The 22,861-nt window shown below is 42.2% G+C and carries 17 protein-coding genes and 2 tRNA genes; 10 read left to right on the top strand and 9 right to left on the bottom strand.

Annotation, left to right across the window (positions count from 1 at the left end):
* Nucleotides 1–273: 273 nt before the first annotated feature.
* The 4 genes from rpsT to proS form a co-directional block, all read right to left on the bottom strand.
* Complete coding sequence (gene rpsT, locus D0S24_RS16180) at nt 274–525, bottom strand: 30S ribosomal protein S20 (protein ID WP_117020852.1); 252 nt, start codon at nt 523–525, stop codon at nt 274–276.
* 50 nt (nt 526–575) lie between these two features.
* A tRNA-Glu gene (locus tag D0S24_RS16175) sits at nt 576–647 on the bottom strand.
* A gap of 72 nt (nt 648–719) precedes the next feature.
* A tRNA-Glu gene (locus D0S24_RS16170) sits at nt 720–791 on the bottom strand.
* Between the two features lie 80 nt (nt 792–871).
* Entirely contained in the window at nt 872–2,347 is a 1,476-nt protein-coding gene (proS, locus tag D0S24_RS16165; protein ID WP_117020851.1) for a proline--tRNA ligase, read from the bottom strand.
* 99 nt (nt 2,348–2,446) lie between these two features.
* Here proS and D0S24_RS20950 point away from each other — a divergent pair, with 99 nt between their 5' ends.
* Both D0S24_RS20950 and D0S24_RS16150 read left to right on the top strand, forming a co-directional pair.
* Nucleotides 2,447–3,658, top strand: coding sequence for a hypothetical protein (locus D0S24_RS20950; protein WP_147321474.1), 1,212 nt, complete (start codon nt 2,447–2,449; stop codon nt 3,656–3,658).
* A gap of 45 nt (nt 3,659–3,703) precedes the next feature.
* A complete protein-coding gene (locus D0S24_RS16150; protein ID WP_117020848.1) occupies nt 3,704–5,212 on the top strand; it encodes an OmpP1/FadL family transporter in 1,509 nt (502 codons plus the stop codon).
* Between the two features lie 263 nt (nt 5,213–5,475).
* On the opposite strand, the gene D0S24_RS16145 is transcribed toward D0S24_RS16150, so the two are convergent.
* Complete coding sequence (locus D0S24_RS16145) at nt 5,476–6,897, bottom strand: T9SS type B sorting domain-containing protein (RefSeq protein WP_117020847.1); 1,422 nt, start codon at nt 6,895–6,897, stop codon at nt 5,476–5,478.
* Between the two features lie 176 nt (nt 6,898–7,073).
* The gene (locus tag D0S24_RS16140; RefSeq protein ID WP_117020846.1) at nt 7,074–8,879 is read right to left on the bottom strand and encodes a T9SS type B sorting domain-containing protein; all 1,806 of its coding nucleotides are present in this window, start codon (nt 8,877–8,879) and stop codon (nt 7,074–7,076) included.
* 137 nt (nt 8,880–9,016) lie between these two features.
* On the opposite strand from D0S24_RS16140, the gene folE reads away from it, so the two are divergent.
* The 7 genes from folE (at nt 9,017) to D0S24_RS16105 (ending at nt 16,920) form a co-directional block, all read left to right on the top strand.
* Nucleotides 9,017–9,697, top strand: a complete 681-nt coding sequence (gene folE / locus D0S24_RS16135) for a GTP cyclohydrolase I FolE (RefSeq protein ID WP_117020873.1) — start codon at nt 9,017–9,019, stop codon at nt 9,695–9,697.
* 15 nt (nt 9,698–9,712) lie between these two features.
* Nucleotides 9,713–11,194, top strand: a complete 1,482-nt coding sequence (cysS, locus tag D0S24_RS16130; RefSeq protein WP_117020845.1) for a cysteine--tRNA ligase — start codon at nt 9,713–9,715, stop codon at nt 11,192–11,194.
* 123 nt (nt 11,195–11,317) lie between these two features.
* On the top strand, nt 11,318–11,539 hold the full coding sequence (gene yidD, locus D0S24_RS16125) for a membrane protein insertion efficiency factor YidD (protein ID WP_117020844.1): 222 nt from the start codon (nt 11,318–11,320) through the stop codon (nt 11,537–11,539).
* 268 nt (nt 11,540–11,807) lie between these two features.
* The gene (lgt, locus tag D0S24_RS16120; protein ID WP_117020843.1) at nt 11,808–12,773 is read left to right on the top strand and encodes a prolipoprotein diacylglyceryl transferase; all 966 of its coding nucleotides are present in this window, start codon (nt 11,808–11,810) and stop codon (nt 12,771–12,773) included.
* Nucleotides 12,774–12,820: 47 nt separating this feature from the next.
* Nucleotides 12,821–13,312, top strand: coding sequence for a DUF192 domain-containing protein (locus tag D0S24_RS16115; protein WP_117020842.1), 492 nt, complete (start codon nt 12,821–12,823; stop codon nt 13,310–13,312).
* Between the two features lie 110 nt (nt 13,313–13,422).
* Nucleotides 13,423–15,606 carry a DUF5916 domain-containing protein gene (locus tag D0S24_RS16110; RefSeq protein WP_117020841.1) on the top strand — a complete coding sequence of 728 codons (2,184 nt, stop codon included), beginning with the start codon at nt 13,423–13,425 and terminating at the stop codon, nt 15,604–15,606.
* A 66-nt stretch (nt 15,607–15,672) separates the two neighbouring features.
* Nucleotides 15,673–16,920, top strand: a complete 1,248-nt coding sequence (locus D0S24_RS16105; protein WP_117020840.1) for an ATP-binding cassette domain-containing protein — start codon at nt 15,673–15,675, stop codon at nt 16,918–16,920.
* 46 nt (nt 16,921–16,966) lie between these two features.
* Here the strand turns inward: D0S24_RS16105 and secDF are convergent, their stop codons facing one another.
* Nucleotides 16,967–19,930, bottom strand: a complete 2,964-nt coding sequence (secDF, locus tag D0S24_RS16100) for a protein translocase subunit SecDF (RefSeq protein WP_117020839.1) — start codon at nt 19,928–19,930, stop codon at nt 16,967–16,969.
* Between the two features lie 170 nt (nt 19,931–20,100).
* Nucleotides 20,101–21,027, bottom strand: coding sequence for a malate dehydrogenase (gene mdh, locus D0S24_RS16095; RefSeq protein WP_117020838.1), 927 nt, complete (start codon nt 21,025–21,027; stop codon nt 20,101–20,103).
* Between the two features lie 297 nt (nt 21,028–21,324).
* Between mdh and D0S24_RS16090 the strand changes: the two genes are divergently transcribed.
* Complete coding sequence (locus D0S24_RS16090; RefSeq protein ID WP_117020837.1) at nt 21,325–21,702, top strand: hypothetical protein; 378 nt, start codon at nt 21,325–21,327, stop codon at nt 21,700–21,702.
* Between the two features lie 139 nt (nt 21,703–21,841).
* Here D0S24_RS16090 and D0S24_RS16085 read toward each other — a convergent pair whose 3' ends face one another.
* Complete coding sequence (locus tag D0S24_RS16085) at nt 21,842–22,852, bottom strand: DUF6588 family protein (protein WP_117020836.1); 1,011 nt, start codon at nt 22,850–22,852, stop codon at nt 21,842–21,844.
* Between the last annotated feature and the right edge of the window lie 9 nt (nt 22,853–22,861).

The following is a 22,861-nucleotide window of genomic DNA, read 5'->3' as shown; positions in this document are numbered from 1 at the left end:
ACAAGCAAAGAAATCGAAGATTCACGAAAACCGTTAAAAAACAATAGAAACCAATTGAGTAAAATGAAAGAATAATTTGATCATTGATCTTCGTAGATACTACTTTGTATAAAAAACTAAAAATCAAAAAACATGTCTATTCTAATTATTTCCGATTTTTTGAATAAACACAACAATTAGTCATGATCCTATATCATACCAAATATAGCGGATAGCAAAAACAAAAAAACGCCCATTCTTTCGAGGGGCGTTCCTTTATATAAATTATAAAACCTATAATGCAGCTATCTGTTTGGTCAGCTTGCTCTTTAAGTTTGCAGCTTTATTGGAATGGATAATATTGCGCTTGGCCAATCTATCGATCATACTTACTACGCTTGGCAACAAAGTTTCAGCAGCTTTCTTGTCCTCCTCGGTACGCAATTTTCTGATAGCGTTACGGGTCGTTTTGTGCTGGTACCTATTACGTAATCTTACCGCTTCGTTCCTTCTAATCCTCTTTAATGCTGACTTATGATTTGCCATTTTCTATTTAATTAATTTTTTTATTGGGATATACCCCTAAATTTACTGTGTAGTCCGTAGGGGAATCGAACCCCTGTTACCAGGATGAAAACCTGGCGTCCTAACCCCTAGACGAACGGACCATTTTTTGGTTTCAGGTACGGACACCATTTTTAAGATGCTATCGGTACCCCAAAATTTCAAAATAACCTTAGTAGTCCGTAGGGGAATCGAACCCCTGTTACCAGGATGAAAACCTGGCGTCCTAACCCCTAGACGAACGGACCATTAAATTGCATAATTGCGGATGCAAAAATACAATTATTTTTTACTATCGCAAGACCTAAATTATTTTTTTTAAAATCTTTTAATATGCCTTGGCAAAAAGCACTCTTTTAGAGGAAGGTTTTCCCGTTACCATGCAGGCTCCGGCCTCTTCTTTGGCATCTATGGGAATACAGCGAATGGTAGCTTTTGTCTGCTCTTTCACCAACTCTTCCGTTTCTACACTACCGTCCCAATGCGCGGATAGGAACCCCCCCTTGCTTTCCAAAACCTCCTTAAATTCCTCATAGGAATTTACCTCGGTGATATGTGTTTTTCTATATTCCAAGGCCTTATTATGAATATTGGCCTGTATATCTTCCAACAAAAACTCAATTTTGGACACTACCTCATCACCCTTTACGGTCTCCTTTTCAAAGGTATCCCTTCGCGCTACTTCGTAGGTCCCATTATCCATGTCCCTCTGCCCTATTGCCAAACGGACAGGCACCCCCTTCAGTTCGTATTCATTAAACTTAAATCCCGGTTTCTGGGTATCCCTGTTATCATATTTTACCGAGATTCCCTTAGAACGTAATTCCTTTACAAGAGGGGCCACTCTTTCAGAAATTGCGTCCAATTGATCTTCTCCTTTGTAAATAGGTACGATTACTACTTGTATTGGCGCCAATTTAGGCGGCAATACCAATCCGTTATCATCACTATGGGCCATGATCAAGGCCCCTATCAATCTTGTGGAGACCCCCCAAGAAGTTGCCCAAACATACTCCTGCACCCCTTCTTTGTTAGCAAATTTCACATCAAAAGCCTTGGCGAAATTTTGTCCCAAAAAATGGGATGTCCCGGCCTGCAAAGCCTTACCGTCCTGCATTAAGGCCTCTATACAGTAGGTCTCTAGGGCACCGGCGAAACGTTCGCTAGGCGTTTTGGTTCCTTTTACCACGGGTACCGCCATATAATTTTCTGCAAATTCGGCATATATCTCCATCATCTGCTCCGCTTCCGTAATGGCTTCCTTTTCGGTAGCATGGGCAGTATGCCCCTCCTGCCATAAAAATTCCGCAGTTCTCAAAAAAAGTCGGGTCCTCATTTCCCAACGCACTACATTGGCCCATTGATTGATAAGCAAAGGTAAATCACGATAGGATTGAATCCACCTCCTATAAGTATCCCAAATAATCGTTTCCGATGTTGGCCTAACAATTAGTTCCTCCTCCAGCTTGGCATCGGGATCCACAATAATACCACTGCCGTCGTCGGCATTTTTTAACCTATAATGGGTCACTACAGCGCATTCCTTTGCAAAACCTTCCACATGACTGGCCTCTTTGCTCAAGTAGGACTTGGGTATGAACAATGGAAAATAGGCATTCTCATGTCCCGTTTCCTTGAACATCTTATCCAATTGGGCCTGCATCTTTTCCCATATGGCATAACCATAAGGTTTAATGACCATACAACCCCTAACCCCCGAATTTTCTGCTAAATCCGCCTTTACAACAAGTTCATTATACCATTTGGAATAATCCTCTGCTCTTTTCGTTAAATTTTTACCCATACCAGTAAGTTTGGCACAAAACTTGCGACTTTATATTTAAATGAAATAGTTCGGCAAAACTAACTATTTTTACAATGTTCAACAATTAAATTTACAGCGATGATACATTCTCTACCCCACCGAAGAATACATATAGCAGCAACTGTTGTACTCCTTATCTCCGTATTGATATCTTGCGGGTCCTACCAGCAAGCCTCATATTACGATAATGATGGCATCTACTCCAATAATTCAGAACAGGTTCGGGTAACCGAACAACGGCCAAGAGCGCAACAGCCCGCCCCAAAACCGAATGCCTATGGCGATTATTTTGGCCAAAAGGCCAATGATTATGGAGAAATTTTGGATAGTGAGGTGTTCACAGATGTTGATGGTTATTATAGCGATATGGAAACCGACAGCCTTAACTATGACCAAGATCTAAGTTATAACGCCCCCAACAACGACTATAATGGATACGGATCATGGGGGGACAATGCCACCAATGTGAATATCAATATTTATGACGATTGGGGTTGGGGAGGCGCTCCCTTTACATGGGGATATGGTGGTTTTTATGGCGGTCTCTACGGAGGATTTTACAATCCCTGGAGATGGAACCGCTTTGGATATGGCTATGGATGGAACGACTGGGGCTGGGGAGGCTACGGATGGAACAATTGGGGCTGGGGAGGCTATGGATGGAATAATTGGGGCTGGGGAGGCTACGGATGGGGCGGATACTACTACCCTTACCACTATTCCCGCAACAGGTTTGGCAATTTCTACAATAGGAGCTACGCGTACAATGCCAGCAGAAGAGGTGTCTACAACTCCAATACCAGGCTTAGGAGCACTGCCCTGAGCGGAAGGTCGAACATTACTGCAGACCGAACAGGCAGTAGCCGATATAGAAGTTCCGCCGCACGCAGTAATGTTGGTGTGGATGCATTGGAAAGAAACAGATCGTACCGGACCAGCAGAAGTACTAGGGCGGTACCCAATTACAACAACAGTTCCAGAAGCAATCAAACATACAGGAGCAGTTCGTCCAATAGCGGAACCTATAGAGGCACTGCTCCAAGAACCTCTACTTATAGAAGTAGCGCTTCTTCAAGGTCTTCCAACAGTACCTATAGGAGCTCAACTCCAACAAGGTCCTCTAGCGGAAACTACAGAAGCAGCTCCAGTAGTACCCCAACAAGATCATCGAGCAGCACCTATAGAAGTTCGGGCAGTTCCAGCAGTTCCAGTGGCAGCATAAGAAGCTCTGGCGGTTCTTCTTCAAGATCATCGTCCTCCGGCAGCCGAAGTAGTGGTAGGCGCAACTAAAAACATGGTCCCATATTTTAATAAAAACTTTCAAAATTGAATAAAATGAAAAGGAATTACACTTTCATTCTACTATTGTTATGTGCCTTTGCCAGCGCTCAGAACATCAATGATGTTTTAAGACTGGGCGGAGAGGGTTCCTATGGTACCGCACGTTTTCAAGGATTAAATGGCGCATTTGGTGCCTTGGGCGGGGATTTATCCTCCTTAAATATAAACCCTGCAGGGTCGGCCGTTTTCAATAACAGTTTGTTATCCCTAACGGGGTCCAATTACAATGTTAAAAATGATTCCCGCTATTTTAACGGTAGCGGCAGTACCTCCCTAAACTCATTGGACCTTAACCAGATTGGAGGTGTGTTTGTATTTAAAAGCACCAGTAACGGTTCCCCATGGAAAAAACTTGCTTTGGCATTCAACTATGATATGATCAATAATTTTGACGATGATCTTTTTGTCACCGGCAATAGTGATCAGGGCATAGATAACTACTTTTTAAATTTGGCCAATGGCGTACCGTTTGGACCGCTCCTAATACAGGACGACGAATTTATAGAGGAAGCCTATTTGGATATAGGGGCCAATTTGGGATTTGTGGACCAACAAGCATTTTTGGGATATTACGGGGGCATAATAGACCCTGTGGATTTCGAAGATGACAACAATACCGACTATATCTCCAACGCCAAGTACAGTAATGTCATCCAGGATTACTCCCAGACCACCTCAGGGTATAACGGTAAATTTACCGCCAACCTGGCCACACAGTACGGGGACAATTTATATTTGGGAGCCTCCCTTAACATACACAGCGTATTCCTGGACAAACTTACCCAATTGTCCGAAAGGGGATTTGATACCGATTCCGAAATTCAAAGTATAAGCTTCGACAATTTGCTCAGGACCCAGGGAAATGGCTTTTCCTTTAGTTTGGGAGCCATCGGTAAATTAACTGAATTTTTTAGAATAGGAGGTAGTTATCAATCCCCTACTTGGTACAATTTATCGGATGAAACTTCCCAAAAAATTTATTCCGATCTGGCTGATAGCGATATTTCCTTTATCAATTTTAATATCATTAATGTTTTTGAGGATTATACCATTAAAATCCCCGGAAAATTAACGGGAAGCCTAGCTATGATTTTTGGCCAAAACGGCCTTATTAGTTTCGACTATAGCTATCAGGACATGTCCAAAGCAGAGTTAAGACCAGGTTCGGATCCTAGTTTTGCTTCCGAGAACGATTATATCTCCAATACCTTAAGTACAGTGTCAACATTTAGATTGGGCGGGGAATACCGTATTGAGGCCCTGAGCCTAAGGGCAGGGTACAGATTTGAACAGAGTCCGTATGCCAATGGGGGGACCATTGGCGATCTAAATGGTTATTCGGGGGGTATAGGCTATAATTTTGGAGGAAGTAGGCTGGACCTATCCTATAACTATTCCACTCAGGACATAAACAAACAATTGTTCGATGTTGGCCTACCAACACCGGCCAATATTACCAACAAGAACTCCGTAGTAAGTTTGGGATACACCCTTAACTTTTAAAGTACATAATTTAATAAATAAAAGAGACGGGATTTACCCGTCTCCTTTGTATTTTAACGTGAGTTCGTCATAAAAATAATTACAAGATATTGATTTCGTGTAAATTAAAAAAATGCTACTGTCCCCTCGGAGTCGAGAGGCTATTGTACCATAACGCCTTTAAAATGAGGTCTCGACTGCGCTCGACCGGACACAGGTATTATATAAAAAACTGATTTTAAATACAATATATATCGAACTCACGTTATTTTAGAATAATTCGATTATCGCTTCAAGGTGAAGTGGGTCCTAACGGATCGGGCCACTATAATTCCAACTTCGTCACGCGAATACTCCATCCTGAACCAGTAGTCCGAAGAAGGCATAGGCCTTCCATTAAAGGTGCCGTCCCACCCAATGGTAGTTTCATCGATCTGTTTTAGGAGCTTGCCGTAACGATCAAATATAAATACTACAGGATCTATCAAGGTAGAGATACCATACACATTCCAACGATCATGAATTCCATCGGCATTGGGCGTAAAGAACTTTGGATACCCTACCACCAAAAACTCGATGGGCCCTGTAATACCACAACCATTTTTATCATTTATGATCACCGTATTTACCCCTGGAGGTACATTATTAAAAACAGGGTCGTCCTGAAATTGCCCCCCGTTAATGGCGTATTCGTAATTACCGTCCGGATCGGCCACCACTATTTCCACAATATTGTTATCCGAAAGATCGTCCCTGACGATTACTTCCTGTAAAACCGGAGTTCCGAAGTAGGTGATCAAAATATCATCCTCTATCACTCTCGAAGGAGTCTCGGAGGTGGTAATCTCCACAAAATATCTTCCGGAATTGGGACTTGTTACCGTATATTCAAATTCTGTAGGGCCTGAAGCCAAATTGGGATCATCCAAAACACCATCATCGTCATAATCAACGGACCATGTAATGTTGGCAATATTGGGTCCGGCAGTAGAATTCAAAGCGGACAAAACAATATCGGGGTCATCTTCGCAGGCTATAATATCCAATCCCAAAAACTCATCCCTAAGCGTACAATCCAAAACATCGTTTGGATCATCATCTACAGATCTGGTCGTAAAGGTCAACATAAAGGATTCCGCATCATCATCAAAATTGGTGTTCCAGTTATTTATGAGAATATAATAGATTTCACCCTCCCTAACATCCAACCATTCATCGTAGGTGTTTTGACTTTGTTTTAAAAATGGAGCTCCCACCTGCCCGTTCTCCGGATTAATACCTATTCCCGTAAAACGGGTACTATTGGTTTCGTAATTACACCGAATGGGCTCAATACTACCGGTTCCTATTCCCAAACAATCCACATCCGGGCCGTAGACCGCAAAATCCCATTCCGCAGTAATAGTACTGCCGGTAACCGGCAGGGCCTCAATATCAAAGCCGATCTGTCCGTCCGTTCCGGCCCTGAACACGTACCATGAGCTATTGTTCTCTATATTGGCGGAAATATTGCTCCCTTTCTCCAAACAGCCCGTTTGGCGAACTACATCCGGATCAAAATCATCGATGCCGCCACCGTCCGCAGTACCCATAACGGGAGCATCGGCACAAACGGGAATGGCACTCCTACAATCGGGTGAATTTTGCGCAAATATATTACTGACAAACAGCAACATAACACATATAGCAATGATAGGTGTCCGCATAAAAATTGAGGCTAAATATATACTTAAATCAAGTATAATAACTCTTAGGAAAAAGATTTAGTATAATAGGGGTATATTTTATCATAATTGGCCGAACCTTTACCAGGGCATTTAAAGAAGTCTTGGCCAGTTACATCCGTAGCGATACGTTGCTATAACCAAAATGTAAACTATTCTTATCGTTTTAGGGCAAAATGATTATTGATATACTTGGCCACTATCCGCTGCCCATCCTGATCCCTATAACTTAATTTGAACCAGTAATCGTCCGAGGGCAATGCCACTCTATTATAGGTGCCGTCCCAACCTATGTTGTTTTGGGAAAATTGTTTAAGCAACTTTCCATACCTGTTATAAACCGTTAATATAGGTTCTTCCAAAGTAGAAATACCAACTATGTTCCAAACATCGTTTGCCCCGTCCCCATTGGGGGTAAAAAACTTAGGGAACCCTACCACAACTATGCTTTCCATGGCCATTCCGCATCCATTCAAATCGTTCATGGTAACCCTGTGCACCCCGGGAGGTACCTCATAAAATGTATTAACCGACTGATAGGCGCCTTCATCCAAACGATATTCGAAATCGCCCTCCCCATCGGGAACTATCGTAATGGTATTGCTATCTTGAAGATCTTCAATTAACACCTCCTTTATATGGGGTGTCCTTGAGGCGTAGACCTTAATGACAAAGGTATTGTCACATACGGAAACACCAAGCTCATCGCTAATAGTTAAGGTATATTCCCCTTTTTGGACAACGGTGATATGGGAAGTGGGTTCGCCGGTATCCCACAGATAATTATATGTTGGGTCCGGGACCATCTCCCCTATTTCTGCACCTACTTCCCCTTCACAAAGAAAAACCTCCAAGGGGAAATTGGGAATCAGAGGCTGGTGGACGGTTAATTTAAAATTTTCCGAAGCATCATAGCATCTGGGGTTCTGTGCGGAGCTGGCCCTAATATAAATCCGTTGTTCCCCAATTTGCAACTTATATTCCGTAGGCAGGGCGTTTACCCCTGCCTCCGCATCGGCCAAACTGGAATGGTAGGAAATAATTGCTTCGTTTCCGGATTGTCCGCCCAAGGCCTCTTCATCCTTGTCACTTAAATAATAATACTCAGAATCCAGACAAAGGAATTCATCACCTACAGGAGCTGTTGTTGGCGCTGGGGAAAAACCCACCTGCACATCACTTATAATATTATTCTGGGACTGGGTTATCACCTCCACTCGGTAAAAAGCAGCTTCCAGTACCTGTAACGTAGCGGAAACTTCCCCGGGAATTACGGCATAACCATATCCTACATCCCTATACCAGGCATAACTTATCGCATCTGCAGTGGTGGCATCCAAAACTATATTGTCATTGCTACAAGCCGCAACCGGGGGTCCCAAAAGATTGTTGACAATAGAGCAATCCAATGCGTCATAAGGGTTGGTAAAGAAGATCTGCCCTTTGAACTGTATGGAAAATCCGGAATTATTGTTACTAAAATTGTTCACCAACAAATAATAATCCTCCCCGGGCAAAACCTCCAACCAGTCCTCATATTGAACATTATCCGCAGTCCCCTGGGGATCTACTCCAACACCAATAAAGCTATTGGCATCCCTATTGTCAAAAAAATTACAACGGATGGGGTCGCCCAAGGAATTACAATCACTGGATCTATACAGGGCAAAGTCCCAATCCTCATTGGAGTTGAAACCAATATTAAATCCCAGTTGTCCCGAAGCCCCTGTCCTAAATCTATACCAAGCAGCATTGGATTCGATTGCTCCGGAAAGCGTTTTTTCCAAACAACCGGATTTATCGGCGCCTTTAAAATCATCGGAACCATAGTCATTAGTACCTCCATTTACCGGGGTATTGTTGCAAATAGGTACCGCATTTGAGCAATCCGGAGCCACCTGGGCCTTGGCCAAGGCAATGCACAGGCAGCAAATAACAGCAAAAATGAGGGTCGACCTGTTCATGAATACCTATAAAATTTGGTAATATCAAAATTAGCGACCCACTTTAGTTAACACTAATTTATGTTGTGTAATGGGGCAAACTTGGTATAAAGTGGCATATAATGTATATCTTTGCTGCCTTAAAAAGCAATATTTTAATGAAAATCGACAACGCATTGGAAAAGCATTTTGAAGAGTTGGGGGACGATCACGTCTCAGCTGCCGAGGACACACCTTTACGTAAGGATGCATTTGTGTTAAGTGATGAAGAAAAAATAGAACGTATAAGGGGCAGTGTAAATGAAATAATGCTGACTTTGGGACTTGACCTTGATGATGACAGCTTAAGGGGAACTCCCAATAGGGTAGCCAAAATGTTTGTTCAAGAAATTTTTGGAGGTCTAAATCCTAAAAAAAGACCAAAATCTTCCACCTTCGACAATAAGTATAAGTACGGGGAAATGTTGGTAGAAAAAAATATCACCCTTTATTCTACCTGTGAGCACCATTTATTACCTATAGTGGGGAAGGCCCACGTGGCCTATATTTCCAAAGGTACCGTTGTAGGATTATCCAAAATGAACAGGATAGTGGACTATTACGCTAAAAGACCACAGGTGCAGGAACGATTGAATATTCAGATTGTACGGGAACTCCAAGAGGTACTGGGTACCGAAGATGTTGCCTGTGTTATAGATGCCAAACATTTATGTGTAAATTCCCGGGGTATCCGCGATATTGAAAGTAGTACCGTAACGGCAGAATACGGGGGGAAATTTAAGGATGAGGCCGTTAGACGGGAATTTTTGGACTATATAAATATCGATACTAAATTCTAATTGTCCCGCTTAAAAATGTCTTTGTACCAAACCCAAAAATTAAAAGTCTACAATTCCCTAACGGGAGAAAAGGAAGTTTTTGAACCTTTAAGCGAGGGGCACGTAGGCATGTACGTCTGCGGGCCTACCGTATACAGCAATGTACATTTGGGCAACTGCCGAACCTTCATGTCTTTCGACATGATCTTCAGATATTTAAAACATTTGGGGTACAAAGTGAGGTATGTAAGGAATATTACGGACGCCGGACATTTGGAAAACGATGCGGAAGACGGGGAGGACAAGATTGCCAAGAAAGCGAGATTGGAGCAATTGGAACCCATGGAGGTGGTGCAACAATATACCCTGGATTTCCACAGTATACTTCAAAAGTTCAATTTATTGCCGCCAAGTATAGAACCTACCGCTACCGGACATATTATTGAACAAATTGAAATCATAAAGAATATTCTCGAAAAAGGGTATGCCTACGAAATTAACGGGTCTGTTTATTTTGATGTGGAGAAATTCAACAAGACCTATGAGTACGGTAAATTAAGCGGCAGAAAATTGGAGGATATGATCGCCAATACCCGGGAATTGTCCGCTCAGGACGAAAAAAAGAGTCCGCAGGACTTTGCGTTGTGGAAAAAAGCGGAGGCCCAACATATCATGCGCTGGCCTTCCCCCTGGGGAGACGGTTTTCCCGGTTGGCATTTGGAATGTACCGCCATGAGCTCCAAGTATCTGGGAGAAACCTTTGACATACATGGTGGCGGGATGGACCTTAAATTTCCACATCACGAATGTGAAATAGCCCAGGCAGAAGCCTGCAACGGACATGCTCCCGTAAAATATTGGTTACATGCCAATATGCTGACCCTGAATGGCAAAAAAATGGCCAAATCTACCGGAAACAACATCTTGCCCAATGAGATGTTTTCCGGGGAGAACAACATACTCAGCAAACCCTATACACCATCTGTGGTACGCTTTTTTATGATGCAGGCACACTACACCAGTATACTGGACCTTAGTGACGAAGCCCTTTCGGCATCTGAAAAAGGGTTCCAAAAATTGATGGATGCCATTGGCAGTATGGAAAAACTGAGTACGGCTGCAACATCCAGCTATAACGTGGAGGAGTGGAGACAGAAAGGCTACGATGCTATGAACGATGATTTCAACACCCCTATGCTCACGGCCAATTTATTTGAAGCGGTGAAACGCATCAATTTAATAAAAGAGGGCAAGGACACTATTACCGAAAAGGATAAGGAACTTTTTATTGAAACCATGAAAAGTTTTGTCTTTGATATATTAGGTTTGGAAAATCAAGGTAATGCATTGCATAATTCCGACAAATTAAGCAGTGTAGTCGGACTTCTGATACAGTTGCGCAACGAGGCAAGGGCCAATAAGGATTTTTCCACATCGGACAAAATAAGGGACCAACTGGCAATGATGGGCATTCAATTGAATGATGGAAAAGATGGCACTACCTTCAATCTCAACTAAGTTGGGCCTTTATGGAATGGAAATAATCATAATAATGCTATTTTAATTCCAAATTATAGCGTTTTATCTATCGGAAAATTTTTATTGAGTTCATTTTCAAATGAATACCGAATTTTTGAAGAGATGAAGAAAATATTAATTGCCCCTTTTGTACTGTTGGTGAAGTTTTACCAAAATTTTATCTCCCCACTTACTCCTGCCGCATGTCGTTATTCCCCCACCTGTTCACATTACACTTTGGAAGCCCTACAAAAACATGGCCTGTTCAAAGGTGGCTGGTTGGCCTTAAAAAGAATTTTTAGCTGTCACCCGTGGGGAGGGAAAGGTTATGACCCGGTTCCTTGATGGTCCTTACTCTTTTCTACAACTTATAACCTATGGCTTAAAGCATATAACTTATGGCCATTGGCTATTGGCTTCTTTTTCTCGTTTCTTATTTCCTCATAGCTACAATTGGTACATTGGCCCATTGATTCATTGATACATTGATTCATTGGTACATTGATACATTGGCACATTGATTCATTGGTACATTAGCACATTTCCAAATTAACCTATTCCAGTCCGCTATTCTTTACAGTATTTACTTATCTTAGTCCCTTAAAAAATTGAGATGTACTTTTTAGGCTTTACTTGGAATCCCGCCGATACCCTTTTTACAATTGGGGTAATACAAATAAAATATTACAATCTTCTTTGGATAATCGCTTTTGCATTGGGCTGGTATCTCATGAAGAAAATATTTCTAAAGGAAAACAAATCCCTGGAGCAGTTGGACTCCCTTTTCATATATACTGTTCTGGCTACCATGTTGGGAGCAAGATTGGGCCATGTGTTCTTTTATGATTGGCACTATTACCAAAACCATTTATTGGAAATTTTATTGCCCATCAGGGAAAGTGCCGATAGCACCCTTTTTGGATTCATCAATGGCTATGAATTTACAGGATTTACCGGTTTGGCAAGTCACGGAGCGGCCATTGGAATTATCATTGGCATGTACCTTTACACCAGAAAATATCCCGAATTTAAAATTCTTTGGATTCTGGACCGCATTGTTATTCCGGTGTCCATAGGTGCTTTTTGTGTTCGGCTGGGCAATTTCTTCAATTCGGAGATCAACGGGAAACCGGTAGAAAAATCTTTTGCCCTTGCCACTAGGTTCGTGCGCGATTCGGACGACATGCCGGCATACAAGGCCTTATCCATTACCAAAGAAAAAACAGTGAATGCCGCTTATAACCTTATTGAGAAAGACCCTCGGTTTTCCGAGTATCTGGAAGCCATCCCTTATAGGCATCCGGCCCAACTCTATGAAGGGTTCTGTTATATTTTTGTCTTTGCCATTTTGTATTATCTATATTGGAAAACCGATAGGAAGAATAAACTTGGGTATCTTTTTGGGGTATTCCTAGTACTGCTATGGACGGTCCGTTTCTTTGTGGAATATGTAAAGAAAAGTCAGGGCGGATTTGAAGAGTCGCTCGGTCTATTGTCCACCGGTCAATGGTTGAGCATACCGTTTATTTTGGTCGGGTTCTATTATATCCTTAGACCAAAATCGGGCGTCCCAAAATAGTATGTTGGCAACAATTAAAGGAACCAACACCAAACATAAATTGTAAAATGGGAAATTGTAAAATCTATCTCCTCTTTGTTGTTTGTTTAGCTATCCTGTTTTCCTGTAGGGAAGAACCTAAAAAAGCTATAAAAACAGCTCCGGTCACTTTTACAAAGGAAGGAGATCTGCGCATCCTGAAAAAAGAATCGGATTCACTCTTGACCACCCTGGATATTGAAATAGCGGATACCGACTACGAAAGGGAAACCGGACTCATGTACCGTAGTTCCATGGAACAAAGTCAAGGCATGCTATTTGTGTTTGATGATGTTTCCATGCATTACTTTTATATGAAAAATACGGAGTTTCCCTTAGACCTCATTTTTGTGGACGACCAAAGGAAGATTGCCAGTTTTCAAAAAAATGCCCGGCCCATGAATGAAAATAGTCTTTCATCAAAAGTTCCCGTAAAATACGTTCTGGAAGTAAATGCGGGTATGGCGGACAAATGGTCCCTATCCGTAGGGGATTCCGTTATCTACAGGAAAACACCATAATTATAGGATATGATCCATGTAGTCAGGGTTAAAAGAAAGATACACCAAATGGTGCACACCCGATAAAATACCAATTTCAGTGAGTTCAACCACCAAAAAAAACCATTCCATTGTCTGCCCATAAAAAAGTGGCCCTAGCTCTTTTGGCCCTGACCTTGAGCCTACCCCTTGCGGCCCAAAAAAAAAACCAATCCTTTCAACTTCATATACGCAAGACTTCCGCAACTATAGAAATAGATGGAATAGGGAACGATATGGCCTGGCAGGAAACGGATGTAGCCACCAACTTCTACATGGTTTTGCCCATGGATACTGGCATGGCCAATGAACCCTCTGAAATCCGGATGACCTATGACGATAACAATCTCTACCTTTTGGCCACATTTTACAACGCCACTAAAGGACCTTATTATGTAGAATCATTACGGCGCGATTTCATTTTTGGGAAAAACGATAACTTTTTATTGTTTATGGATCCATTTAACAACCAAACTACCGGCTATTCTTTTGGTTCCAACGCAGCAGGTGCCCAATGGGACGGCACTATGCACAGTGGAGGAAGCGTAGACCTAAATTGGGACAGTAAATGGATCTCGGCAGTAACAAACGATGATGAAAAATGGGTCTTTGAAATGGCCGTCCCCTTCAAATCCATACGCTATGAAGACGGGGTTAACGAATGGGGAATCAACTTTAGTCGACTGGATTTAAAGTCGGGGGAAAAATCGAGTTGGACGCCCATTCCACGACAATTCCCTACCGCTTCCCTGGCCTATACCGGGACTTTGGTCTGGGATTCCCCGCCGCCCTCCCCTAAAACAAATTTTTCCATTATCCCTTATGTATTGGGCAGCATTAACGAGGACAGGGAAAATAACTCCGGTACCCGATATGACAAAAAAATTGGTGGCGATGTTAAGTTTAGCCTAAGTACTTCCTTGAATCTGGACCTCACCGTTAATCCGGATTTCTCACAGGTGGAAGTAGACCGCCAAGTAACCAACCTTGACCGATTTGAGCTTTTTTTTCCTGAAAAAAGACAATTCTTTTTAGAGAACGGGGATCTGTTCGCCAATTTTGGTTATGCCACCATACGCCCCTTCTTCTCTAGGAGAATTGGGCTGGGCGTACCCATAAGGGCAGGGGCCAGGGTTAGCGGAAACCTTAATGAAAAATGGCGTTTGGGACTCATGGATATGCAAACGGCCAGCATTGACGAAACAGGCCTGCCCAGTCAGAATTTTGGCGTACTCTCCCTACAAAGAAAAGTTTTTGCCCGATCCAGCATTGGGCTGATGTTCGTAAACAAAGAATCTATTAATTACCCCCAGGATACGGATTCCTTAAGAACCATTTTTCCAAAGTTTAATCGGAATGTAGGGTTGGAATACAATTTGGCCTCTCCCAATAACCAATGGACAGGGAAAGCGTTTTTCTTAAAATCCTTCGCTCCCAACAAAAACGGTAACGGTTTTACCCAGGCGGCCCATTTGGAATACAAAAGCCGCAAATGGAATTGGCGTATACAGGAAGAATCGGTCGAAGACGATTATACCGCCGAAGTTGGATATGTTCCTAGAAATGGATATGTCAATATAACCTCTTATATAGGACATCTGTTCTTTCCAAAAAAAAGTACGGTTTTGAGCCATGGGCCCAAATTTAGTACCAGTTATTTTTTTAATGAAAAAATGGAGCGCACGGACAATATCAATCTTTTTGAATACCTGTTCGATTTTAGGGACCGTTCCAAATTAAACCTTGGGATAACCGATGAGTATGTGGAACTATTATCCCCTTTTGACCCTACCGTATCGGGCAAGGAATCCTTGGATGTTGGAACCAGACACCATTGGAACGCCTATACCTTCGATTTTATTTCGAAGCCGCAAAGTATGTTTACCTATTCTGTTGGCGGGCGTTTTGGCGGATATTATTCCGAAGGCAATAGAACGAGCCTAATCAGTGAACTGGGATACCGTTTTCAACCATTTGTAAGTTTAAGCAGTAATTTAAGTTATAACCATATCCATTTACCTGCGCCATGGAACAATACAGAATTTTGGCTGATCGGCTCGGAGATAGATGTTACCTTTACCAATAAATTATTCTTCGCCACCTTGTTCCAATACAATGAACAATCCAAAAACTTTAATCTAAATTCGCGGTTCCAGTGGCGATATAAACCGGCCTCCGACCTATTTTTGGTGTACAGCAACAACTACCTTATTGAACCCCTGGAAGGAAGAAATTGGGCCTTGACATTAAAATTCACTTATTGGTTCAATAAATAAGGCCAAAATTTGTAAAAAATCAAATTCATCATATTTTGCCCTTGAATTTTAAAAACACCATTCATCATGAACAACAAAATACACTGGGCCGTATTTATCAACAACAGTTCCCGAAAGGACCAGTTTATAAAAAATATATTGGAAGGACCCCTCCCTGGAGAATTTGACGTCCTCAAGAACTTGAACGGGGCCCTATTTTCCAAAATAACCTTAAACCAGTTTATAGACGAAGAGGAAAGGCATGGGATACAGATTATCAATAAAAATTCCAAACAACCGCTCAAGACCATGTCCAGTGGTGAACAAAAAAAGGCCCTGTTGAAACATATCTTCCATTTAAGGCCCGATTATATTGTTTTGGACAATCCCTTCGATAATCTGGACAAGGACGCCCAAAAAGACTTAAAAACCACTCTGGATGCTATTTCAAAGAACACTTTTATTATTCAGCTTATAAGTAGAAAAGAGGATATTCTACCGTTTATAAGCCAGGAGATGATTTTGGAAGGATCCACCATAAGGCGGCTTGCCAGTGGAAATCAAGCAAATAAGGAGGACGATCCGCCCATAGGTTCCTTTTTTACCGGGAGCATTCCCATGCCCATCATGGCTGAGGATTATAAAGGCTCCACCCTGATAGAGTGCAAGGACATAAGTGTAACCTATGGGGACAAAAAAGTTCTGGATAAAATTAACTGGACCATTAAAAAAGGGGAGTTTTGGCAACTTATCGGACCAAATGGGAGTGGAAAGTCTACACTGCTTTCAATGATAACCGGTGACAATCATAAAGGCTACGGACAGCATCTGTACCTATTTGGCCAACGCAAGGGGACCGGCGAGAGTGTTTGGGATATCAAGAAAAGGATCGGGTACTATACCCCGGCAATGACCGACAAATTTTCGGGTCTGCACTCCTGCCATAACATGGTTATTTCAGGGATGAACGATTCGGTCGGACTTTATCTCAGGGCTACCGAAAACCAGAAGGCCCTGGCCAAGGAATGGTTGGTAATTTTGGATATGTGGCACCTTAGGGACGTTCTTTTTGCCGACCTATCGGCCGGGCAACAGCGTATGGTTATGACCGCCAGGGCCATGATAAAACACCCTCCCTTACTAATTTTGGATGAACCTACTGCCGGGCTGGATGACGAAAGTGCCTTGCTATTTATATCCCTTGTCAATAAAATTGCCAAGGAAAGCAAATCTGCCATTGTCTTTGTTTCCCATAGGAAGGAACCGGGATTGGAGCCCCAATATATCTATGAGCTACAGACATCCCCGGAAGGATCCCGTGGAATAGTACTATAAAAAAGGCCGCTATTAAGCGGCCCTTTATACTATAGTTGGTAAGTGATTATTCTTGCTTACCTGTTTGAATTTTCTTCTTCAAGGTATCGTACATTACCGGAGTGGCAATGAACAAAGAGGAATAGGTTCCCACAATAATCCCTATGATCATGGCAAACATAAACCCTCTTAGGGATTCGCCCCCAAAGATGAATATGGCCAATAACACTACCAAGGTAGTCATGGAGGTATTAAGCGTTCTACTCAGAGTACTGTTAAGGGCCAAATTGGTATTCTCGCCCGCTTTCCACCCTTTTTCTGCAATAATCTCCCTAATACGGTCGAACACTACCACGGTATCGTTCAAGGAGTAACCGATAACCGTTAATATAGCTGCAATAAAGGCCTGATCGATCTCCATATTAAATGGCATTAGTTTTCCAAAGATGGAGAACACGCCCAACACCAACATAATATCATGGAATACGGCTACCACGGCTCCCAAGGAGAACTGCCATCTGCGGAACCTAAATAGGATATAAAGGAAGACTACCGCCAAAGAACCTATAATGGCCAAGAAGGCATTCTTTTTAATATCATCCGCAATGGTAGGACCTACCTTTACTGACTGAAGGATGCCTATGGATTTTTCACCGCTACCTATGGTAAAATCTTCAAAACTGGTACCGTCCGGCAGATATTTTTGGAGGGTAGTATACAGTTTGTTCTGTATCTCACTATCCACCTCTATCCCCTCTACATCCACTTTATAAGGAGTGGTAATTTTTATTTGATTGGCCTCCCCATAGGTCTTAACATTGGTACCGCTTCCAAAAACGGTATTCAATTCCGAAGCGATCTCCGACGGATTTACCATTTTCTCAAATCGTACCGTGTAGGAACGGCCACCAATAAAATCGACACCTTGTTGCAACCCTTGGGTCAATAATGAAAATAGGCCTATTGCCACTAAAATGGAAGAAACAATATAGGCAATCTTTCTTTTGGCCAAGAAATCGATATTGATATTCTTGAACAAATTCTTGGTCAGTGCCGTAGAGAAATCCAATTTTCTTCCCTTTCCACTAACGTACCAATCCACCAAAAGTCTGGTAATGAATATGGCCGTAAACAGGGAAGTAACTATACCTATCAATAAAGTGGTGGCAAAACCTTTAATAGGTCCGGAACCAAAGACAAATAGAATTAAGGCAGTTAAACCAGTAGTAATGTTGGCATCCAGAATGGAAGAAAGTGCATTTCCAAAACCATCCGCAATGGCCTGGCTCTGCCCCTTGCCCTTTGCCAATTCCTCTTTTATACGTTCAAAAATAAGTACGTTTGCATCCACGGACATACCAATGGTCAATACAATACCCGCTATCCCCGGCAGGGTAAGAACGGCATTTAAACTAACCAATACCCCAAAGATCAACAGGATGTTCAAAAGCAATGCAATGTCGGCAAAAATACCCGCCTTACCATAGTAAAATACCATCCATAACAATACAATGGCCATGGCGATCATAAAGGAGAAAAAACCACTATTGATAGCTTCCTGCCCCAAGGAAGGTCCTACGATTTCCGATTGAATTATTTCAGCGGAAGCAGGCAGTTTACCAGCTCTTAGTACGTTGGCAATATCCTTTGTCTCGTTAATGGTAAAGGTACCGGTAATCTCTGAGCGGCCACCGGATATTGGCCCGGACGAAACACCCGGCGCAGTATATACCTTATTGTCCAATACTATAGCGATACCTGTCTGGTTATTAAAGGCATCCCCGGTCAATTTTTCCCATTCCTTTGCCCCTTTGGTATTCATGGTCATGGTAACCGCAGGCTTATTGTATTGATCAAAAGTATCCGAAGCATCTGAAACAACGTCCCCACTAATTCTAGGGGTATTGTCCCTATTGGATTTTAAGGCATACAGCTCAACAACTTCCGAACCTTCGGTAGGCCGCTCCCAAACAAACTTGACAAATTGGATATCCGCTGGAATCAATCTGCGGATTTCCTTCATTCTTAGGTATTCCCCAATTTTGGCAGTATCCTGAACAGCTGCACTGACCAAGGCATTTCCGTTGGGATTTGCGGGGATAAGCAAACTGAAAAGCGGATTTACATCCTGTGAAAAATCCAATGAATCCTGTGCAACATCGGACAGCAAGGAATCCAATTCGGACTCCGGTTTCACTACTTCTTCCGGCTGCTCAACCTCTACCAAAGTCTTTAACCTCTCATTGGCGGCCTGTAAAAAATTACTTAAACTGGGGTTACTTTGTTTGTAGGTTTCCCAAAATTCCAATTGGGCCGTACTGGACAATAAATCCTGAGCACGCCCTATATCCCTTGCGCCTGGCAATTCCACCAAAATCCGGCCAGAATTTCCTTCTCTTTGAATATTGGGCTGAGTAACACCAAAGCCATCTATACGCTCGCGAAGTACTTCAAAGGCAGAAACGATGGACTCATCGATCTTGGTCCTAATTATTGGCTTTACCTGATCATCGGTCATTTGAAAATTAATGACATCGCTCAATCCCTTATTGGCAAAAATATCCGGAGAGGCCAATTTGGTATCTCCCTTTATTTTGTCAAAAGATTCAAAGAAAAGGTCTATATAGGTTGCATCACTATTTTTGGAAGCGGCATCGGCATCTGCCAGGGCCTTGTTGAAAACCGGGTTCTTGCTATTATTGGCAAGGCCTTTTAAAATATCCTTTACAGAGATTTGAAGGGTAACATTTATCCCTCCCTTTAGATCCAGACCCTTATTCAGTTCCTTTTTCTTGGCTTCGTCATAATTGGTAAATCCCAAAATGGAATTACCCCCTATAGAGTCTAAATATTGTGCTTCCAGTGCTTCCCTTTTGGCTAGGTAATCCTCTTCGGATTCTGAAATTTTATTGGTAGCAAAGACAGTGGCATCCTTTTCTACTTTATTGGTAATAAATGTGTAGGATAGCTGATAAATACTGACTAGCCCAAACAAAAAAGCGAAAAGCTTTATAAGTCCTTTATTTTGCATTGGTTATATATTAATTAAATGGTATTCGTAAATAGCGTGCAAATATATTATTTCCCATAGGAACTAACAATATATTTATCAGTTTTATAAAATAAGGGCATCCGCCCCGCTCCGATGGTACTCGGAAACAATAGGGGCGGATGCCTTTAAAATTTGTTAGCCCCAATAAACTATAGGGTCAATAAGCTATTTGTTTTCCTTACACCTTCCGCGCTTTCCTGCATTTTTGCTTTTTCTGCCTCGGCCAAATCTATTTTTACAATTTTTTCTATCCCATTTTTGCCCAAAAGTACGGGTACCCCAATGCAAATATCATCAAGACCGTACTCTCCTTCCAGAAATGCGGAACATGGAAACATCTTCTTCTGATCACAGGCAATGGCCTGCACCATGGAAGAAACGGCAGCACCTGGTGCATACCAAGCACTGGTACCCAATAATTTTGTAAGCGTGGCCCCTCCTACCTTGGTCTCCTCGGAGACTTGGGCAAGGCGATCCTCGGATAAAAATTCGGATACCTTAATACTATTCCTGGTCGCATGTGCAGTTAAAGGTACCATCCCTGTATCACTATGACCGCCAATGACCATACCGTCCACATCGGAAATTGGAGCATCCAATGCCTCGGCCAATCTATATTTAAACCTTGCACTGTCCAAAGCACCGCCCATCCCTATAATTCTGTTCTTCGGCAAACCGGTAGTCTTGTGTACCAAATAAGTCATGGTATCCATCGGATTACTGACTACGATCAAAATTACGTTGGGGGAATGTTCCAATAAATTGGAAGAAACCGTTTTTACGATTCCTGCATTTATACCTATCAGCTCTTCACGGGTCATGCCCGGTTTGCGCGGAATACCGGAAGTTATAATAGCTACATCGCTTCCTGCTGTTTTGCTATAATCATTTGTAACTCCTGTTATCTTGGTATCAAAACCATTCAATGAAGCGGTCTGCATTAGATCCATGGCCTTGCCCTCGGCAAAACCTTCCTTAATATCCAACACAACTACTTCAGATGCAAAATTCTTAATAGCAATGTACTCAGCACAACTTGCGCCAACAGCACCTGCTCCAACAACGGTAACTTTCATTATAAGGTTATTTTAAGTTAAATTTTATCGTTCAAAAGTACTGATTTTTAACAGAACAATATCACCACATCCGTAGAAACCCGCTAAATTTTATCTGGAGCAAGACATTGTCCTTTTTTTTTGGATTTCCAAAAAGCTGCTGCAATTAAAGCCTGATCCAAGTGTGTACCGAACGTAATAAAAAGCCCTTTTATCGAAAAAAGTTAAAATACTGTTCCATACATCGAATTTATACAATAGTAAATTGAAACCGTACGTTAGATAGGTAGTATCCAAATCTAAGAAAAATCCTACAAAATGAAAAAATTACTTTCATTCTTGGCAATAGTTGGCATCCTACTGGCCAGTAATTGCACCAGAATTACAGAGAACAACGATCCGGTTATCGGGATATGGTCCCATATCTCTTCTGATGGAGGGGGCCTTGCCCAAAAACAGGATATCACCGTTAGGCAGGAGTGGATATTTAATGATGCCTACCTGGGCAGATACCATACCTACCACAACAATAATTTAACGGTAATTTCAGATTTTAAATGGGTCCATAAGGATAGTACCTACATTATTTCCTATCCCGGTCTTGACAAAGAGGAGGACATAGTACTCATGAGCGAGTCCGATCAAGGGATTTTTTTGGCCGACTACGATGGCAACGTATTGGCAATAAGGGAATAGGATCTACTCGATAATCAAGATTTAAACCTGCCTGTGGCAGGCAGGTGCTCCGACGCCTGCCTGCCCGTTCCGTTCAGGCGGGCGCCGAAATCAAACTTGAATTTCCTTTCAATGCCTCGTGGGATTGCCCCGAGGTAGTTTACCTAAATCCAAAATTTACACCCACCGTTAAGTTGTTGAATTCTGCCAGGGAATAATCCGCATGTAACCTAAAGAAACCAAGTTTCAGCTTGGCCCCTAAGGTTCCCGTAACTCCACTGGCCTTTTTGGACAAAGAAAAAGGATTTATATAGGTTTCCTGAAATGGTCCCGATTGTACCTGGTAGGTACCTAAAACATCTGTTGTGGATTTTCCGGATATATAGCCGATAGCCCCATAAAAATTAATGACCGGAAGCTTAGTAGAGGCCACGGCCTGCATTGATATGACATTCATATCCACTTCTATCTTTTGATCGCTACCATCCACAATATTACTGTCAGTAAAATCATAGGAGGCATTTAAATGAGTATACCCAACCACGGCAGATAGGGCCACAGGTAATATTTTGTCCGCTGGCAGTAATTTGGAAAAATCATACTGAAGCCCTGCTCCGTACAACCCCAAGGCCACATCTTCCGTATTAATTTTGGGCAAAAACCGGGCCTTGACTTCCAACCCTTTCACTAAACCCACACTTAGTTGTAAAAAGGCCGAGGGAATAAAGTTGATGTTTTCCGAAGCCAATCCGGTAGGTAATTCAATTTCCTGCCTGGAGGTAATGGGTCCTACCTCCCCTTCTACAAATACCTGTATGCCTTCCAGATCCCCCAAAGCTGTGGAGACCGGTTTGGAGGTACTTCCATCCAAAAACTGCAGATTTTCATAATCTGCTGTATTTAGAACAAACGTCTTTTTATCCTCCCTATTTTTAAAAGAGGTCATATTGCCTATAATGGAAATCTCGAAACCTCCCAAGGGTTTGGAATCGGCCGAATTGTACCAGCCATTGGCCAAACTGTATATGGCACCCTCGGACACCGGACCAAAATAACTGTCCGAAAATTTTTCCGCATCATTGATCCCTGCGGCAAATAGCTCATTGAGGTTGGATTGTGAAAATCCAGTTACACTTATAAACAAAACACCTACTAAAGATACATACTTCATAACATATAG

Origin of the sequence: Arenibacter sp. P308M17 (assembly GCF_003426735.1) — a bacterium.
Taxonomy (GTDB): Bacteria; Bacteroidota; Bacteroidia; order Flavobacteriales; family Flavobacteriaceae; genus Arenibacter.
The sequence above is the reverse complement of the archived record's forward strand: the minus strand, read 5'-3'. Positions and strand labels throughout refer to the sequence as shown.

Coding starts and splice junctions, on each gene's coding strand:
- rpsT (WP_117020852.1), bottom strand. CDS start 525: ATGGCAAATCATAAGTCAGCATTAAAGAGGATTAGAAGGAACGAAGCG.
- proS (WP_117020851.1), bottom strand. CDS start 2,347: ATGGGTAAAAATTTAACGAAAAGAGCAGAGGATTATTCCAAATGGTAT.
- D0S24_RS20950 (WP_147321474.1), top strand. CDS start 2,447: ATGATACATTCTCTACCCCACCGAAGAATACATATAGCAGCAACTGTT.
- D0S24_RS16150 (WP_117020848.1), top strand. CDS start 3,704: ATGAAAAGGAATTACACTTTCATTCTACTATTGTTATGTGCCTTTGCC.
- D0S24_RS16145 (WP_117020847.1), bottom strand. CDS start 6,897: ATGCGGACACCTATCATTGCTATATGTGTTATGTTGCTGTTTGTCAGT.
- D0S24_RS16140 (WP_117020846.1), bottom strand. CDS start 8,879: ATGAACAGGTCGACCCTCATTTTTGCTGTTATTTGCTGCCTGTGCATT.
- folE (WP_117020873.1), top strand. CDS start 9,017: ATGAAAATCGACAACGCATTGGAAAAGCATTTTGAAGAGTTGGGGGAC.
- cysS (WP_117020845.1), top strand. CDS start 9,713: ATGTCTTTGTACCAAACCCAAAAATTAAAAGTCTACAATTCCCTAACG.
- yidD (WP_117020844.1), top strand. CDS start 11,318: ATGAAGAAAATATTAATTGCCCCTTTTGTACTGTTGGTGAAGTTTTAC.
- lgt (WP_117020843.1), top strand. CDS start 11,808: ATGTACTTTTTAGGCTTTACTTGGAATCCCGCCGATACCCTTTTTACA.
- D0S24_RS16115 (WP_117020842.1), top strand. CDS start 12,821: ATGGGAAATTGTAAAATCTATCTCCTCTTTGTTGTTTGTTTAGCTATC.
- D0S24_RS16105 (WP_117020840.1), top strand. CDS start 15,673: ATGAACAACAAAATACACTGGGCCGTATTTATCAACAACAGTTCCCGA.
- secDF (WP_117020839.1), bottom strand. CDS start 19,930: ATGCAAAATAAAGGACTTATAAAGCTTTTCGCTTTTTTGTTTGGGCTA.
- mdh (WP_117020838.1), bottom strand. CDS start 21,027: ATGAAAGTTACCGTTGTTGGAGCAGGTGCTGTTGGCGCAAGTTGTGCT.
- D0S24_RS16090 (WP_117020837.1), top strand. CDS start 21,325: ATGAAAAAATTACTTTCATTCTTGGCAATAGTTGGCATCCTACTGGCC.
- D0S24_RS16085 (WP_117020836.1), bottom strand. CDS start 22,852: ATGAAGTATGTATCTTTAGTAGGTGTTTTGTTTATAAGTGTAACTGGA.